Annotated in this window: 15 protein-coding genes; 4 read left to right on the forward strand and 11 right to left on the reverse strand. The window is 62.7% G+C overall.

The genetic code is table 11. The features are described from left to right. Positions 1-36 precede the first annotated feature (36 nt). The 9 genes from fliM to fliE all read right to left on the reverse strand — a co-directional run bounded on the left by fliM (position 37) and on the right by fliE (position 9,091). Complete coding sequence (gene fliM / locus DNJ95_RS09485; RefSeq protein ID WP_131184486.1) at positions 37-1,008, reverse strand: flagellar motor switch protein FliM; 972 nt, start codon at positions 1,006-1,008, stop codon at positions 37-39. 20 nt (positions 1,009-1,028) lie between these two features. Then, a complete protein-coding gene (fliL, locus tag DNJ95_RS09490) occupies positions 1,029-1,547 on the reverse strand; it encodes a flagellar basal body-associated protein FliL (protein WP_131184487.1) in 519 nt (172 codons plus the stop codon). A 317-nt stretch (positions 1,548-1,864) separates the two neighbouring features. After that, the gene (locus DNJ95_RS09495; RefSeq protein WP_165491576.1) at positions 1,865-3,097 is read right to left on the reverse strand and encodes a flagellar hook-length control protein FliK; all 1,233 of its coding nucleotides are present in this window, start codon (positions 3,095-3,097) and stop codon (positions 1,865-1,867) included. A 259-nt stretch (positions 3,098-3,356) separates the two neighbouring features. Next, positions 3,357-3,809 carry a flagellar export protein FliJ gene (gene fliJ, locus DNJ95_RS09500; protein WP_131184489.1) on the reverse strand — a complete coding sequence of 151 codons (453 nt, stop codon included), beginning with the start codon at positions 3,807-3,809 and terminating at the stop codon, positions 3,357-3,359. Positions 3,810-3,812: 3 nt separating this feature from the next. After that, positions 3,813-5,171 (reverse strand): flagellar protein export ATPase FliI, encoded by a 1,359-nt coding sequence (fliI, locus tag DNJ95_RS09505; protein ID WP_131184490.1) that lies wholly within the window; start codon positions 5,169-5,171, stop codon positions 3,813-3,815. Then, positions 5,161-5,952: a flagellar assembly protein FliH gene (gene fliH, locus DNJ95_RS09510; protein WP_131184491.1), complete on the reverse strand. Its 792-nt coding sequence runs from the start codon at positions 5,950-5,952 to the stop codon at positions 5,161-5,163. Before fliH ends, fliI begins: the two co-directional genes overlap by 11 nt. Before the next feature lie 5 nt (positions 5,953-5,957). After that, entirely contained in the window at positions 5,958-6,974 is a 1,017-nt protein-coding gene (gene fliG, locus DNJ95_RS09515) for a flagellar motor switch protein FliG (protein ID WP_131184492.1), read from the reverse strand. Continuing rightward, the gene (fliF, locus tag DNJ95_RS09520; RefSeq protein ID WP_131184493.1) at positions 6,967-8,748 is read right to left on the reverse strand and encodes a flagellar basal-body MS-ring/collar protein FliF; all 1,782 of its coding nucleotides are present in this window, start codon (positions 8,746-8,748) and stop codon (positions 6,967-6,969) included. The genes fliG and fliF overlap by 8 nt, the downstream gene beginning before the upstream one ends. 13 nt (positions 8,749-8,761) lie before the next feature. Next, the gene (gene fliE / locus DNJ95_RS09525) at positions 8,762-9,091 is read right to left on the reverse strand and encodes a flagellar hook-basal body complex protein FliE (RefSeq protein WP_131184556.1); all 330 of its coding nucleotides are present in this window, start codon (positions 9,089-9,091) and stop codon (positions 8,762-8,764) included. 256 nt (positions 9,092-9,347) lie between these two features. Here fliE and DNJ95_RS09530 point away from each other — a divergent pair, with 256 nt between their 5' ends. After that, complete coding sequence (locus tag DNJ95_RS09530) at positions 9,348-10,517, forward strand: benzoate/H(+) symporter BenE family transporter (protein WP_131184494.1); 1,170 nt, start codon at positions 9,348-9,350, stop codon at positions 10,515-10,517. A gap of 195 nt (positions 10,518-10,712) precedes the next feature. Here the strand turns inward: DNJ95_RS09530 and pyrF are convergent, their stop codons facing one another. Then, entirely contained in the window at positions 10,713-11,408 is a 696-nt protein-coding gene (gene pyrF / locus DNJ95_RS09535; protein WP_131184495.1) for an orotidine-5'-phosphate decarboxylase, read from the reverse strand. A gap of 291 nt (positions 11,409-11,699) precedes the next feature. Here pyrF and DNJ95_RS09540 point away from each other — a divergent pair, with 291 nt between their 5' ends. The 3 genes from DNJ95_RS09540 (at position 11,700) to bfr (ending at position 12,932) form a co-directional block, all read left to right on the forward strand. Further along, on the forward strand, positions 11,700-11,867 hold the full coding sequence (locus tag DNJ95_RS09540) for a DUF2897 family protein (RefSeq protein WP_131184496.1): 168 nt from the start codon (positions 11,700-11,702) through the stop codon (positions 11,865-11,867). Positions 11,868-12,047: 180 nt separating this feature from the next. Continuing rightward, complete coding sequence (locus DNJ95_RS09545) at positions 12,048-12,266, forward strand: bacterioferritin-associated ferredoxin (protein WP_131184497.1); 219 nt, start codon at positions 12,048-12,050, stop codon at positions 12,264-12,266. Positions 12,267-12,461: 195 nt separating this feature from the next. Continuing rightward, on the forward strand, positions 12,462-12,932 hold the full coding sequence (bfr, locus tag DNJ95_RS09550; protein WP_131184498.1) for a bacterioferritin: 471 nt from the start codon (positions 12,462-12,464) through the stop codon (positions 12,930-12,932). 107 nt (positions 12,933-13,039) lie between these two features. Here the strand turns inward: bfr and grxD are convergent, their stop codons facing one another. Next, positions 13,040-13,366: a Grx4 family monothiol glutaredoxin gene (grxD, locus tag DNJ95_RS09555; RefSeq protein WP_131184499.1), complete on the reverse strand. Its 327-nt coding sequence runs from the start codon at positions 13,364-13,366 to the stop codon at positions 13,040-13,042. Between the last annotated feature and the right edge of the window lie 17 nt (positions 13,367-13,383).

Here is a 13,383-nt window from a genome sequence, read left to right on the forward strand (position 1 = left end):
TCCTCGGCGGGCTCGAAAATGATTGAACGCGCTGAATCAGCGCGGACGGGTGACAGGTTCGAGAACCTGCAGCGCCAGGTTGCCCTTGTGGGAACCCATCTTGACCTTGAATGCCGGCATGCCATTGGCGCGCATGATCATGTCCTCCGGCATTTCCACCGGGATCACATCCCCCGGTTTCATGTTGAGGATGTCGCGTAGCTTCAATTGCCGCCGTACCACGCTGGCGCTCAGCGGCACGCTGACTTCCAGCATGTCTTCGCGCAGGGCCCTGACCCAGCGCTCGTCCTGATCGCTGACATCCGACTGGAAACCGGCATCGAGCATCTCGCGGATGGGCTCGATCATCGAATAGGGCATGGTCACGTGCAGGTCGCCGCCGCCGCTCTCCAGTTCGATATGGAAGGTGGACACCACCACCACTTCGCTGGGACTGACGATATTCGCCAACGCCGGATTGACTTCGGAATTGAGGTACTCGAAGTTCACATCGAGGATCGCATGCCAGGCTTCGCGCAGATCGACGAAGGCCTGGTCCAGCACCATGCGCACGACGCGCAGCTCGGTCGGAGTGAACTCCCGGCCCTCGATCTTGGCGTGCCGGCCATCGCCGCCGAAAAAATTATCCACCAGCTTGAACACCAGCTTGGCGTCGAGAATGAACAGCGAGGTACCACGCAGCGGCTTCACCTTCACCAGGTTGAGGCTGGTGGGAACGTACAGGGAGTGTACGTACTCGCCGAACTTCATCAATTGCACCCCGCCCACGGATACATCGGCGGTCCGCCGCAGCAGGTTGAACATGCTGATGCGCGTATAACGTGCGAAACGCTCGTTGATCATCTCCAGCGTCGGCATGCGCCCACGCACGATACGATCCTGGCTGGTCAGGTCGTAGCTTTTGATACTGCCCGGGTCCGCGTCGTTCTCGGTATCGACCAACCCGTCATCGACCCCATGCAGGAGCGCGTCGATCTCGTCTTGCGACAGCAGGTCTTGAACAGCCATCTGCGAAGCCTTCTATAGCGTTATTGCAGTACGAAATTGGTGAAAAGCACTTGCTCCACCACGAGCTTGCCGGTCTCTTTCTGCGCCATCTCCTGCACGCTGGCCGTGGCCTGCTGGCGCAGCGCTTCCTTACCGACCGGCGTCGCCAGCGTGGCGAAGTCCTGGCTGGAAAACAGCATGACCAGGCGATTGCGCAACAGCGGCATGTGCACTTTCAGTTCATCCAGCGCCAACGGGTCACGCGACATCAACGACAGGGTGACCTGCATATAGCGCTGGCGTCCATTATGGTTGAAGTTGACGACAAAGGCAGGCGCCAGTTCCTCATAGATCGCCGGCTGCCGTACAGGCTCCGCCGCGACCGCGGGCGCCGGCTGCTCGTCCCCGTCCTTGTTGAGGAAGAACAGGGTCCCGCCCACGGAAAGACCGATGGCCAGGACCAGGGCGATCACGATGATGATGATCAGTTTGCCCTTGCCCTTGCCCGCACCATCCGCTTCGGCGTCAGCCACACCAGGCGGTAACTCTTTATTTGCCATGCCAATTATCCGTCGTTCCAAACACAGGGGCGATCGCCCGACAATCACGGAGCAACTGCTGTGCCAGAAAGACAACAGCGCCGGAAGGTCGGCATCCTATGGTCTGTTGCCATTTCGTCGCAAGCGGCGTTGCAATGAAAAGGGAACTTGACGGCGGGGATCGGGTGACGACGGCCATAAAACCTGAAAAGCCGAGGAGAACGCTGGCTGGACGAAGTGTGGCGCTCCCCTTCTCGTCCAGCCTTCAGCGCTCTTTCCGGCTTCATGGCCGTTATTGCCCGCTCACGAAAACACTGCAAACCATAGCCGCATAGCCGTCAAGCGTAGTAATCCACCAATCCCCGATCGCCGCCCGTCCGGTCGCTGCTGATCTCGCTGACGCCCAGCAACTGCTCGTCCTCGGCGGCGGAGCCCGCCCCGGCAGTGCGCGTACCGCCACTCTCCTGCTGCTGATCGCGGGCCTGGGACTGGTCGGAAACGTTCGCCTCCAGCAGATTCATGCCCTGCTGGGCGAACATCTCGCGCAAGCGAGGCAATTGCCCTTCCAGCGTGTCGCGTACACCGGCATGCGCACTCAGGAAAGTGACCTGCGCCTGCTCCTTGTTCATATCGATACGTACCTCCAGGCGCCCCAGTTCGGCCGGGTCCAGCTGGATTTCCGCCGATTTCAGGTTCTGGCTCGACAGCCACATGACCCGGTCGACCACGGCATCGATACTACCGGCCTGCTGGATCGCCACCGGCTGGCCAGGCACCTGAATCGGTGCCGCACGGCCACTGACAACCTCCTGGACAGCCGCATAGGTGGTGGCGGTCTGCGGGCGCTCCTGGCTCTGGTTCTCCTGGCCCGCCGGGGCCTCATCGACGCGCTGGGTCGACGCCAGTCCGTCCTGGTTGCGCTCGGACTTGCCCGCCAGGCTGGCGAGCGGTAGCTCGGGAGCCTCTTCCGGCTCGGCCTCCACCTCGCCCTCATCCACCGCTACATTCACTTGTGGCTGCACCGCAGCCACAACCACCGGGGCCACGACAACCTCAGCCAGCGGAGCCACTGGAAGCACATCGGGTTCCGGCCCATCCAGCAGCCGGTTCGCCTCTTCATCCGAGCGCGGCCGCTCGCCCAGCAAGGCCTCCCCGGCCTGCGCCTCGGGTTCGTCGACGATCTCTTCGAGCAGCTTCGTCCCCAGGCCGGACAGCGGCAGTTCAGCCGTCTCCTCGACGGGGATGTCCACGGCCAGCGGCAAGCCGAGAAACGCCAACGGGTTGACCGTGGTCTCCGGCGTCGCCAGTGGCACATCCGCCTCAGGCAAGTCCTTGCCGCTTTCGGCAACGCTCGACGGCTTGTCGTTGGCCGCCGTCGTCTTTTCCTGCCGCTCCGCCTGTCGCGCCGGACGCTCCTGGGATACGTCCGAACGGGCCTGGCGCTCCTGTGCATAAACCTGTGAAAAGCGCGTGGAATCCTGGCTAGCGCTCTTGTCCATGCTCGTCGCGCGGTCGCTGGAGCGAGTCTCTGTCGATCGGGTATTGAGCAGTAGGTCTGCTGAAACGGCCATGGTCATTCCATCCGGGGGTGATCGGTTACCCGAGTGATAAGCAAGGTCCAGGCCAATCCTTGGCGCAACGGCGGCTTTGCAAGGGGGTGCCATACGCACCGGGAATGGCGCGGTCGATCGGCTGGCACGGCAAAAAACGAAAAGAGCGCTGGAGGCTGGACGAAAGAACGGGGCAGTTGGTGTTTCCCGTCAAGCTTTCCAGCCCCAGCGCTTTTATCGAAGCATCTTGCCGGTGAATAACGGCATGCCGCGATCACCCTCAATCCTGCCGGGGCCGCCCTGCCAGGCGCTGGGAGAACTCATCGAGCAGCTTCTGTTCGCGCTTGTCCATCGCCATGCGTGCTTCCCGCTGGTAGCGCTCCACCAGCTTGCTCAGCCCCTGCAGGCGCGCATGGCACTGGCGCCAGCGTTCCCGCAGTTTCTCCAGGTTCTCCTGGTACCAGGTCACGGTGCGCTGCTGCTGGTTGATGGCGGACTCGAGCTGCCCGAGGAAATTCTGGTAATTGACCAGCCACTGCCCGGAGACGCCCTGGCGCCCCTGTGTCAGCCACTGTTGCTGGTAGTCCTGCAGATAACGCTGCAGATTCGCCAACTGGCCTTGCGCCTGCCCCAATTGCTGCTGGGCCTGTCCAAGCGCCCGGGCCGCATCCTGCTCGGCCCGCTCGGCCATCTCGATGACCGGGGCCAGACGCGCCGCACGACGTGCCGGCAAGGGTTAGCTCCCGGCTCGTGGCGCAAAAACCTGATCGAGCAATGCCGCGCTGTGAGTCAGGTTGTCGCTTTCATCCAGCCCCTGGCGCAGATAGCGCGCCATATCCGCCTGGCGGGCGATAGCCAGGTCGGTTTCCGCATCGCCGCCAGCCACGTAGGCGCCTACGCTGATCAAGTCACGACTCTGCTGGTAACGCGACCACAACTGCTTGAAACGCTGCGCACTGCGCACATGCTCGATGCTCACCACCTGGGGCATGACACGGCTGATGGATGCCTCGATATCGATGGCCGGGTAATGCCCCTCCTCCGCCAACCGGCGCGACAGCACGATATGCCCGTCCAGCACACCACGCGCCGCGTCGGCGATCGGGTCCTGCTGGTCATCGCCCTCCGACAGCACGGTATAGAAGGCGGTGATCGAACCGCCCCCCGCTTCGGCATTACCGGCACGCTCGACCAGGCTCGGCAGCTTGGCGAACACCGAAGGCGGATAGCCCTTGGTCGCCGGCGGCTCGCCGATGGCCAGGGCGATCTCGCGCTGGGCCTGGGCGAAACGGGTCAACGAGTCCATCAGCAGCAGCACGTTCCTGCCCTTGTCGCGAAAGTACTCGGCGATGCGCGTGCAGTACATGGCTGCCCGCAGGCGCATCAGCGGCGCCTCGTCAGCCGGCGAGGCCACCACGACGGAACGCTTGATGCTTTCCTCGCCGAGAATGTTCTCGATGAACTCCTTGACTTCGCGGCCCCGCTCGCCGATCAGCCCGACGATGATGATGTCGGCCTCGGTGAAGCGCGTCATCATGCCCAGCAGCACCGACTTACCGACACCGGTGCCGGCGAACAGGCCCAGGCGCTGGCCTCGACCGACGGTCAGCAGGCCATTGATGCTGCGGATGCCGACATCCAACGGTTCGCTGATCGGGTGGCGTTTGAGTGGGTTGATCTGCGGGCCGTCCATCGGCACCCAGTCCTCGGCGCGCATCGCGCCTTTGCCGTCGAGCGGCCGGCCGGCACCGTCCAGCACCCGTCCGAGCATCGCACTGCCCATCGGCAGTCGCCCGTTGTCGGCCAGCGGTACCACCCGCGCGCCCGGCGCGATACCGCTCAGGCTGCCGACCGGCATGAGGAAAATCTTACCGCCGGAGAAGCCCATGACCTCGGCTTCCACCTGGCTCGGCTGGTAACTGTCATCGTTGATCACCAGGCAGCGACTACCGATGGCGGCCCGCAGGCCTTCCGCCTCCAGCGTCAGCCCTACCATACGCAGCAGGCGCCCCTCCAGTACCGGCTGCCTGGGCAAGGCCAGAGCATCGGCATAGCCCTGCAGGCGCCGGGCGAAACTGACACGCTCAAGGCGCATCGGGCGACTCCAGGTCGATGCTCAAGTCCGCTTCGGGAGCGTGCGCGGCGCTTTCCCGCTGCTGCTCGAACAACTGCTTGATCACCTGATCCAGGCGCGTCTCGATACTGGCGTCAATGCGGCTATGCTCCGTCTCGACCCGGCAACCGCCCGGCAGCAGCGCGTCATCCTCGAGAATCCGCCATTTTTCCTCATACCGCTCGCGCAACGCCTTGGCCGTTTCGAAGTCCTGCGGGTTGACGTGGATGCGCACATTCTGGGCCCCCATCGGCAACAGTTTCAGGGCACCGCTCAGCACCTCGCGCAACTGGCTGGAATCCATGCGCAGTTCGCGCTGCACCACCTCGCGGACCATCTGCCCGAGCAGTTGGACCATGCCCTGCTCCAGGGCCTGGTCCTGCTCGGCGATGGGCTCGAACAACTGCTTCATCAGCAATTCCAGGCTGCCCAGTTTCTTGTTCAGTGCCGCTTCGGCTTCCTGGCGCGCCCGCAGTTGCCCGGAGTGAAAGCCATCCTTTTCACCGGTGGCGAAACCTTCGTTGTAGGCTTCCTGGCGAATCGCCTCCAACTCCTCGAGCGTCAAGGGTTTGACTTCCTCGGCCGGGACTTCTTCACTGTGCCCGGTTTCATCCGGGTTTTCCTCCGGGACCTGCTCGGCCTCTGGCTCGGCGACGGGCTCCGGCTCGTCGACATGCGGATCGAAGCTCGGCAAGGCCCAGCGATCGAAAAGACTGACGTCCTCGGCACGAATCACATCGCTGGGATGATGTTCCTTGGCCATGGCGATCAGACCATTTCCTCGCCGCCCTTGCCGCCCAGCACGATTTCACCGGCGTCCGCCATGCGCCGGGCCACCGCGAGAATCTCTTTCTGCGCCGCCTCGACTTCGCTGATACGCACCGGCCCCTTGGCTTCGAGGTCGTCGCGCAGCAGTTCGCCGGCGCGCTTGGACATATTCTTGAAGACCTTCTCCTTGATCCCCTCGTCGGCGCCCTTGAGGGCCACCACCAGCACTTCGGAGGAAACCTCGCGCAGCAGCATCTGGATACCGCGGTCGTCGACATCGGCCAGGTTGTCGAAGACGAACATCAGGTCCTCGATCTGGCTGGACAGGTCCTCGTCGACATCGCGGATGGCATCCATGAGTTGCCCTTCGATGGAGCTGTCCAGGTAGTTCATGATGTCGGCGGCGCGCTTCACGCCCCCCAGGGTGGCGCGGCTGGTGTTGGTGTTGCCGGAGAACTGCTTCTCGAGAATCTGGTTGAGCTCCTTCAACGCCGCCGGCTGCACGGTGTTGAGAGAGGAAACCCGCAACACGATGTCCAGCCGCACCTTGTGGTCGAAGTGCGACAGCACTTCGCCCGCCTGGTCCGGGTCCAGGTAGGCGACGACGATGGCCTGGATCTGCGGGTGCTCGTAGCGAATGACGTCTGCCACGGCCCGCGCTTCCATCCATTTCAGGCTGTCCAGGCCGCTGGTATTGCCGCCCAGCAGGATGCGGTCGATCAGCCCGCCGGCCTTGTCTTCGCCAAGGGCCTGGGTCAGCATTTTGCGGATATAGCCATCCGAGCCAACCCCCAGGCTGGTCTGGTCGCCAACGATCTCGACGAACTCGTTCATCACCTGCTCGACCTGGTCGCGCTGGATATTGCGCATCTGCGCCATCGCCGTGCCGACCCGCTGCACTTCCTTCGGGCCGAGGTGGCGCAGCACCTGCGCGGCATCCGCTTCACCCAGGGAAAGCAGCAGAACGGCGGCCTTGTCGACCTTGTTGAGCTTGCCGGGAACGCGAGTCTCACTCATCGGAATTGATCCACTCTCTGACTACCTGGGCCACACGCCCCGGATCTTCGGCCAACAGCCCCTTGATTGCATTGAGCTGCGCTTCGAAGCCCTCGTTGGGCCCTGGCAGCAGGATGCTCTGCGGTCCGCTCAGGCTGACCCGGTCATCGCTCAGCGAAGTATCCAACTGGCCCATGTCGCCCAGTTCGATATCGCCATCGGTTTCCTGCAACTGCTTGCCCTTGCCGGCGTTGGTCAGGTTGTTCAGCACCGGGCGCAACACGCCGAAGACCAGCACCAGGATGAACAGGACACCGAGAATCTGTTTGACCACATCCCAGAACCAGGGCTGCGAGTAGAACGGGATATCCAGCGCGCCGTCATCGAAGGTATCGGGTGCGAACGGAGCATTGATCACGCTGACGCTGTCGCCGCGGCTGGCATCGAAGCCCACGGCATCCTGTACCAGCCGCGTGAAACGTGCCAGGTCCTCGGCATTCCATGCCGCTCGCGCCACTTCACCGGTGGAGCCGATGGAAACCTGATCGTCCACCACCACCGCGACCGACAGGCGGCGCAGGCGGCCCTGCTGCTGGCGGGTGTAGCTGATGGAGCGATCCAGTTCGTAGTTACGGGTGGCCTGCTCGCGCTTGTCCGCCGGATAGGGCGCCAGCATCGGCTGGCCGGTGGCCGGGTCCATGATCTGCTGGCCGTTGACATCCACCAGCGGCTGGCCGGGCGGCACGGCAGCGGCGCCCGCGCCCCCCTGGCCGACCTGCTCCGGCGCGGTGGCCGCGCCTGGCGGCTGGTTGCTCAGGGCGCCGGGCACCCCTTGCGGCGGCAGGCTGCTCTGGCGCTGCTCGTTGATGCTCTGCTCGCTGCGTAGCGCAGGCTGGTCGGGGTTGAACGTCTCGGAAGTGGATTCGACCGCGCTGAAATCCACGTCCGCCGAGACTTCCGCCTTGTAGCGCCCGGCGCCCAGCACCGGCTGCAGGATATTGTGCACCCGCTGGGTATAGAGGTTTTCCATGCGCCGGCTGTAGTCGAACTGCTTGCCGGCCACGCTCAGTTCGGTCATGTTCTGCTGGTCGGACAACAGGTTGCCCTTCTGATCGACCACGGTGACCTGCGACTTGCTCAACTCGGGCACGCTGGTGGCGACCAGGTTGATGATCGCCATCACCTGGCTGGGCTCCAGAGCGCGCCCCGGATAGAGTTCCACCAGCACCGAAGCGCTGGGCTTGCGCTCATCGCGCACGAATACCGAACTCTTCGGAATCGCCAGGTGCACCCGCGCCGCCTTGACATTGTTCAGGCTGGCCACGGTACGCCCCAACTCCCCCTCCAGGCCACGGCGATAGCGCGTCGCCTCCATGAACTGGCTGGTACCCAGGCCTTGTTCCTTATCGAGGATTTCGAAACCGATATTGCTGTCGACCGGGCCGATACCCGCCCCGGCGAGCTGCAGCCTGGCCCGCGCCAAATCATCGGCCTTGACCAGCAACGCGCCGGAGTTCGGTTCGATGGTGTAGGAAATATTGGCGGCCGACAGGGTATCGACCACCTGGTTGGCGTCCATCCCTGACAGGCTGCCGAGCAGTGGACGGTAATCCGGCTGCTGCGACCAGAGCACCACGGCAAAACCGACCGCCACGCTGGCGGCCAGGCCGACCAGCAGGCCAACCTGGCGCAACATCGACATATCGGCCAGGTTTTCCAGCACGGAAAGGCCGAACAGCGGTTTCTTGGCCTCGCCTTCCGCCGGAACCGGGACGTTACTCACGCCATCAGCCATGATTCAATCCGCCTCAAACCGGCATCTGCATGATGTCTTGATAGGCCTGGACCACCTTGTTGCGCACCTGCGTCAGCGCCTGAAAGGAAACGCTGGCCTTCTGCGAGGCGATCATCACATCGGTCAGGTCGACACCGCCCTGCCCCATTTCGAATGCCGACGCCAATTGACTGGAGGCCTGCTGGGTTTCATGCACTTTGTCCACCGCCTGGCCGAGCATCTCGGAAAAGCTGGGCGCACCGGCCATTTCAGGCTCGGCGACCGGCTTGGCCTGCGCCATGGCTTCGGTCTGCATCGCACGCATTTCCAGCATCAAACGATTGAATTGAACACCCTGAGTCATCATTCCTCCAACGTCGCGGTTTTGTGGCCCATCACCCCTGGCGGCCACCCTGAAGGCCGTCACCAAGGCGACTTTTTGACGCTTCGCGACAAGATGAACTCTGAATAGCAACAAGGGTGCCAGAATCCCACATTCCCCGATAACCTCTCGACAGCACAGGCAAAAACTGTAATGCCTTTTGCGACAACCGCTGTATCAGGACATCCCGGTAGCCAAGGCATAAGCTGGCGCGCTTCGCATAGACAGGTCCCCACCGATGCGCGCACTGAACCGTTTCCTGAGCGACAGCGCCCCTTCCTGCGTGATCGCCGGTTTCATAGCCATGCTGACCGGCTATACCAGCTCCCTGATCCTGATGTTCCAGGCAGGCCAGGCCGCCGGCCTGAGCAGCCAGGAGATTTCATCCTGGATCTGGGCCCTGTCGATCGGCATGGCGTTCTGCAGCATATTCCTGTCACTGCGCTACCGCGCCCCGGTGGTCATCGCCTGGTCCACCCCCGGCGCCGCCCTGCTGATCGGCAGCCTGCCAGGCGTACCCTATGCCGAAGCCATCGGGGCGTTCATCTTTTCCTCGATACTGATCGCCCTGTGCGGCCTGACCGGCAGCTTCGAGCGCCTGATGCGCCGGGTTCCCCCCTCCTTGGCCGCCGCCCTGCTGGCCGGGGTGCTGTTCAATATCGGCAGCGAAATCTTCCGCGCCGCCGAAATCCAGCCATTACTGGTGTTGTCCATGTTCTTCAGCTACCTGCTGGGCAAGCGGCTGCTACCGCGTTATGCGGTACTGGTTGCCCTGCTGACGGGTTGCCTCGTCGCAGGCATTTCCGGCCTGCTGAATTTCGAACACTTCGCCCTGGAAGTGGCCATTCCAGTCTGGACCACCCCGTCTTTCTCCTTCGCCGCCCTGTTCAGCATCGGTATCCCGCTGTTCGTCATCGCCATGGCCTCGCAGAACATGCCGGGGCTGGCGGTATTGCGCGCCGAGGGTTACCAGACGCCCGCCTCGCCGCTGATTTCCTGCACCGGTATCGTATCCACACTGACCGCGCCATTCGGCTCCCATGGCATCCACCTGGCCGCCATCACCATGGCGATCTGCGCTGGCCCGGAAGCCCATGCACAGAAGGAAAAGCGCTACAGCGCCGCCGTCTGGTGCGGGCTGTTCTATGGTATCGCCGGCATCTTCGGCGCGACCCTCGCCGCGCTGTTCGCCGCCTTCCCCAGCGCCCTGGTGCTGTCCATCGCCGCCCTGGCGCTGCTCGGTTCCATCGGCAATGGGCTGACCCAGGCCATGCTGCAACCCCAGGAACGCGAAGCGGCCCTCGTCACCTTCATGGTCACGGCCTCGGGGCTGACCCTGCTGGGCATCGGCTCGGCCCTCTGGGGGCTGGTGGCCGGAGTGCTGACGTTGTTGATATTGCGGCGCTAGGAGCAAGCTGCAAGCTGCAAGCTGCAAGCTGCAAGCTGCAAGCTGCAAGCTGCAAGCGTAATCAGTGTGAAAGGCAGGGCCAAAACCCTGCCAAGCCCTTTATGGCTTGCCATCCATGGCAGCCACCCTTCGGGCCGTCGCTACGCGACGTTAAAAATGGCTCCCGGCCATTTTTCCTTGCAGCTTGCCGCTGCTTCACCCCAATTCCGCAACGACCGCCGCCAACGCCTCGGCCGGGTCCGCGGCCTGGCTGATCGGGCGGCCGATCACCAGATAGTCTGAGCCGGCCTCCAGCGCCTGGGCCGGTGTGAGAATCCGCCGCTGATCGTCCTGGGCGCTACCCGCCGGGCGGATACCCGGCGTGACCAGTTGCAGCGAGGCATAGCGCCGCTTGAGTTCGGCGGCTTCCCGGGCCGAGCAGACCAGGCCATCCAGCCCGGCCTGCTGCGCCAGCCCGGCCAGGCGCAACACCTGCTGCAGCGGCTCCACATCCAGCCCCAGCCCGGCCAGATCGTCACGCTCCATGCTGGTCAGCACGGTGACACCGATCAGCAGCGGTCTGGCCGGCCCTCTCCGCTCCAGCACCTCACGGCACGCCGCCATCATGCGCAGACCACCGGAGCAGTGCACATTGACCATCCACACACCCAGCTCCGCCGCGGCCTTGACCGCCATCGCCGTGGTATTGGGGATATCGTGGAACTTGAGGTCCAGGAACACTTCGAACCCCCGCGCCTGCAACGCTTCGACGACCGCCGGCCCACTGCGGGTGAACAGTTCCTTGCCCACCTTGACCCGGCACAACGCCGGATCGAGCTGCCCGGCCAGCGCCAGGGCGGCATCGGCGGAAGGAAAGTCCAGAGCAACGATAATCGGCGTTTTGCAACTCATGGCGGGGCCTCTATGGAAATTCGCCGCGCATTGTCGCAGAAACGCAGCTCGCGGACGACGGCCATACGGCAAAACCAGGGCGACCGGGCTATGCCGCCAGCTACTGGCGAGGCGCGTCGATAAAGGCGCTGGAGGCTGGACGAAAAGAATGGACTGCTCCCGTCTCCGTCCAGCCTTCCAGCGCTCCTTTCGGCTTTTCGAACGTTCATGACCGTATATCGCTCGATGGCCACAGCCACGGCCTGGAGCGTAAGCTGTCCGCGACGACCGACAATCAAAGGAGATGCCGGCATGCCCTGGTACATATGGCTGGTCATATTCATAGCCCTTGGCTCCATCGTCGGCAGCCTGCTGATGTTGCGTTCGGGAGCCAGGAAGATTCCACTCACGGCGGAACAGAAACAGCGTATCGCACAACGCAATGCCGAGGCCGATGCCGAAGACGCCCGCAATCGTTGACCCCACGCGACCATGCCGCTCACAGGCATGGTCCCTGCCCCCACCACCAACGAGGCTTACCACTCGCCTCCTGGCAACGACCGCTCATGAGCGCCACGCACAAAGACGAAATCAACCTTTTACAATCATTCTCATTAAGATTAATATCGCCGGCATCCACAGGTCCGGCGAGTATTCTCAATGTACGTCTGTCTTTGCCAGGGTGTCACCGATGGGCACATACGCGATGCCATCTATGAAGGCTGCTGCAGCTACCGCGAGGTGCGCGTAGCCACCGGCGTGGCATCGCAGTGCGGGAAATGCGCCTGTACCGCCAAGCAGATCGTCCGCGAAACCATCAGCGACCTGCAGAATGCGCAATCATCCTCATCCTGCACCGCCAGTTTCTACCTCGCCTGAAAAAAAATTTGCACCGAACCGGACACTGTCCGGTTTTTTTATGCCCGCAAAATCAACACGTTACCCTGTAGAGCCTGAAAACAAACATTTCTCGTTCCAGTTTACTCGTTTAAATTCAATGACTTAGGTTTGACAGCCGCATGCCGGACAGCCAGAATCCGCCCATCGAAGAACCTTCCCTGGCAGGGCAATGACATGAAAGGCGACAAACTGGTCATCCAGCATCTGAACAAAGTCCTGGGCAATGAGCTGATCGCGATCAACCAGTATTTCCTGCATGCCCGCATGTACCAGGACTGGGGCCTGGAGAAGCTGGGCAAGGACGAATACAAGGAATCGATCCGTGAAATGAAGAATGCGGACGAACTGATCAAGCGCATTCTCTTTCTCGAAGGCCTGCCCAATCTGCAGGAACTGGGCAAGTTGCTGATCGGCGAGAATACCCATGAAATGCTCGAGTGCGACCTCAAGCTGGCGCACAAGTCGCATACCGACCTGAAGGCTGCCATTGCCCTGTCCGAAAGCAGCGGCGACTACGCCAGCCGCGACCTGCTGGAAGATATTCTCGAGTCCGAGGAAGAACATATCGACTGGCTGGAAACCCAGCTCGGCCTGTTCGACAAGGTCGGTGCGGAAAACTACCTGCAATCGCAGATCGAAGACTGACAGGCTCCGCAATGAAAACGGCCCGCCTCCCTTACCGGGAGCGGGCCGTTTTCGTTACTTCGCGGTTCACCCGACCGACCGGCGCCATGGCACCGGCCACGCCGGCTTCAAGCCTCGCCGTTACCCACGGCGGCCTTCACCAGTTGCTGCAGCTCACCCTTTTCGAACAGTTCGAGGATGATGTCGCTGCCACCGACCAGTTCGCCACTCACCCACAGTTGTGGGAACGTCGGCCAGTTGGCGTAGACAGGGAGGTTGGCGCGGATTTCCGGATTCTGCAGGATATCGACATAGGCGAATTTCTCGCCACAGCCCATGAGCGCCTGGCTCGCCCTGGCGGAAAAACCACACTGCGGGGCGTTGGGCGAACCTTTCATGTACAGCAGGATCGGGTTGTTGGCGATCTGCTCTTTGATGGTTTCGATAATATCCACGATGTACCTCGGCTAGA

Source organism: Stutzerimonas kirkiae (genome assembly GCF_004327335.1).
Lineage (GTDB): Bacteria > Pseudomonadota > Gammaproteobacteria > Pseudomonadales > Pseudomonadaceae > Stutzerimonas > Stutzerimonas kirkiae.

Coding starts and splice junctions, on each gene's coding strand:
- fliM (WP_131184486.1), bottom strand. CDS start 1,008: ATGGCTGTTCAAGACCTGCTGTCGCAAGACGAGATCGACGCGCTCCTG.
- fliL (WP_131184487.1), bottom strand. CDS start 1,547: ATGGCAAATAAAGAGTTACCGCCTGGTGTGGCTGACGCCGAAGCGGAT.
- DNJ95_RS09495 (WP_165491576.1), bottom strand. CDS start 3,097: ATGGCCGTTTCAGCAGACCTACTGCTCAATACCCGATCGACAGAGACT.
- fliI (WP_131184490.1), bottom strand. CDS start 5,171: ATGCGCCTTGAGCGTGTCAGTTTCGCCCGGCGCCTGCAGGGCTATGCC.
- fliH (WP_131184491.1), bottom strand. CDS start 5,952: ATGGCCAAGGAACATCATCCCAGCGATGTGATTCGTGCCGAGGACGTC.
- fliG (WP_131184492.1), bottom strand. CDS start 6,974: ATGAGTGAGACTCGCGTTCCCGGCAAGCTCAACAAGGTCGACAAGGCC.
- fliF (WP_131184493.1), bottom strand. CDS start 8,748: ATGGCTGATGGCGTGAGTAACGTCCCGGTTCCGGCGGAAGGCGAGGCC.
- fliE (WP_131184556.1), bottom strand. CDS start 9,091: ATGACTCAGGGTGTTCAATTCAATCGTTTGATGCTGGAAATGCGTGCG.
- DNJ95_RS09530 (WP_131184494.1), top strand. CDS start 9,348: ATGCGCGCACTGAACCGTTTCCTGAGCGACAGCGCCCCTTCCTGCGTG.
- pyrF (WP_131184495.1), bottom strand. CDS start 11,408: ATGAGTTGCAAAACGCCGATTATCGTTGCTCTGGACTTTCCTTCCGCC.
- DNJ95_RS09540 (WP_131184496.1), top strand. CDS start 11,700: ATGCCCTGGTACATATGGCTGGTCATATTCATAGCCCTTGGCTCCATC.
- DNJ95_RS09545 (WP_131184497.1), top strand. CDS start 12,048: ATGTACGTCTGTCTTTGCCAGGGTGTCACCGATGGGCACATACGCGAT.
- bfr (WP_131184498.1), top strand. CDS start 12,462: ATGAAAGGCGACAAACTGGTCATCCAGCATCTGAACAAAGTCCTGGGC.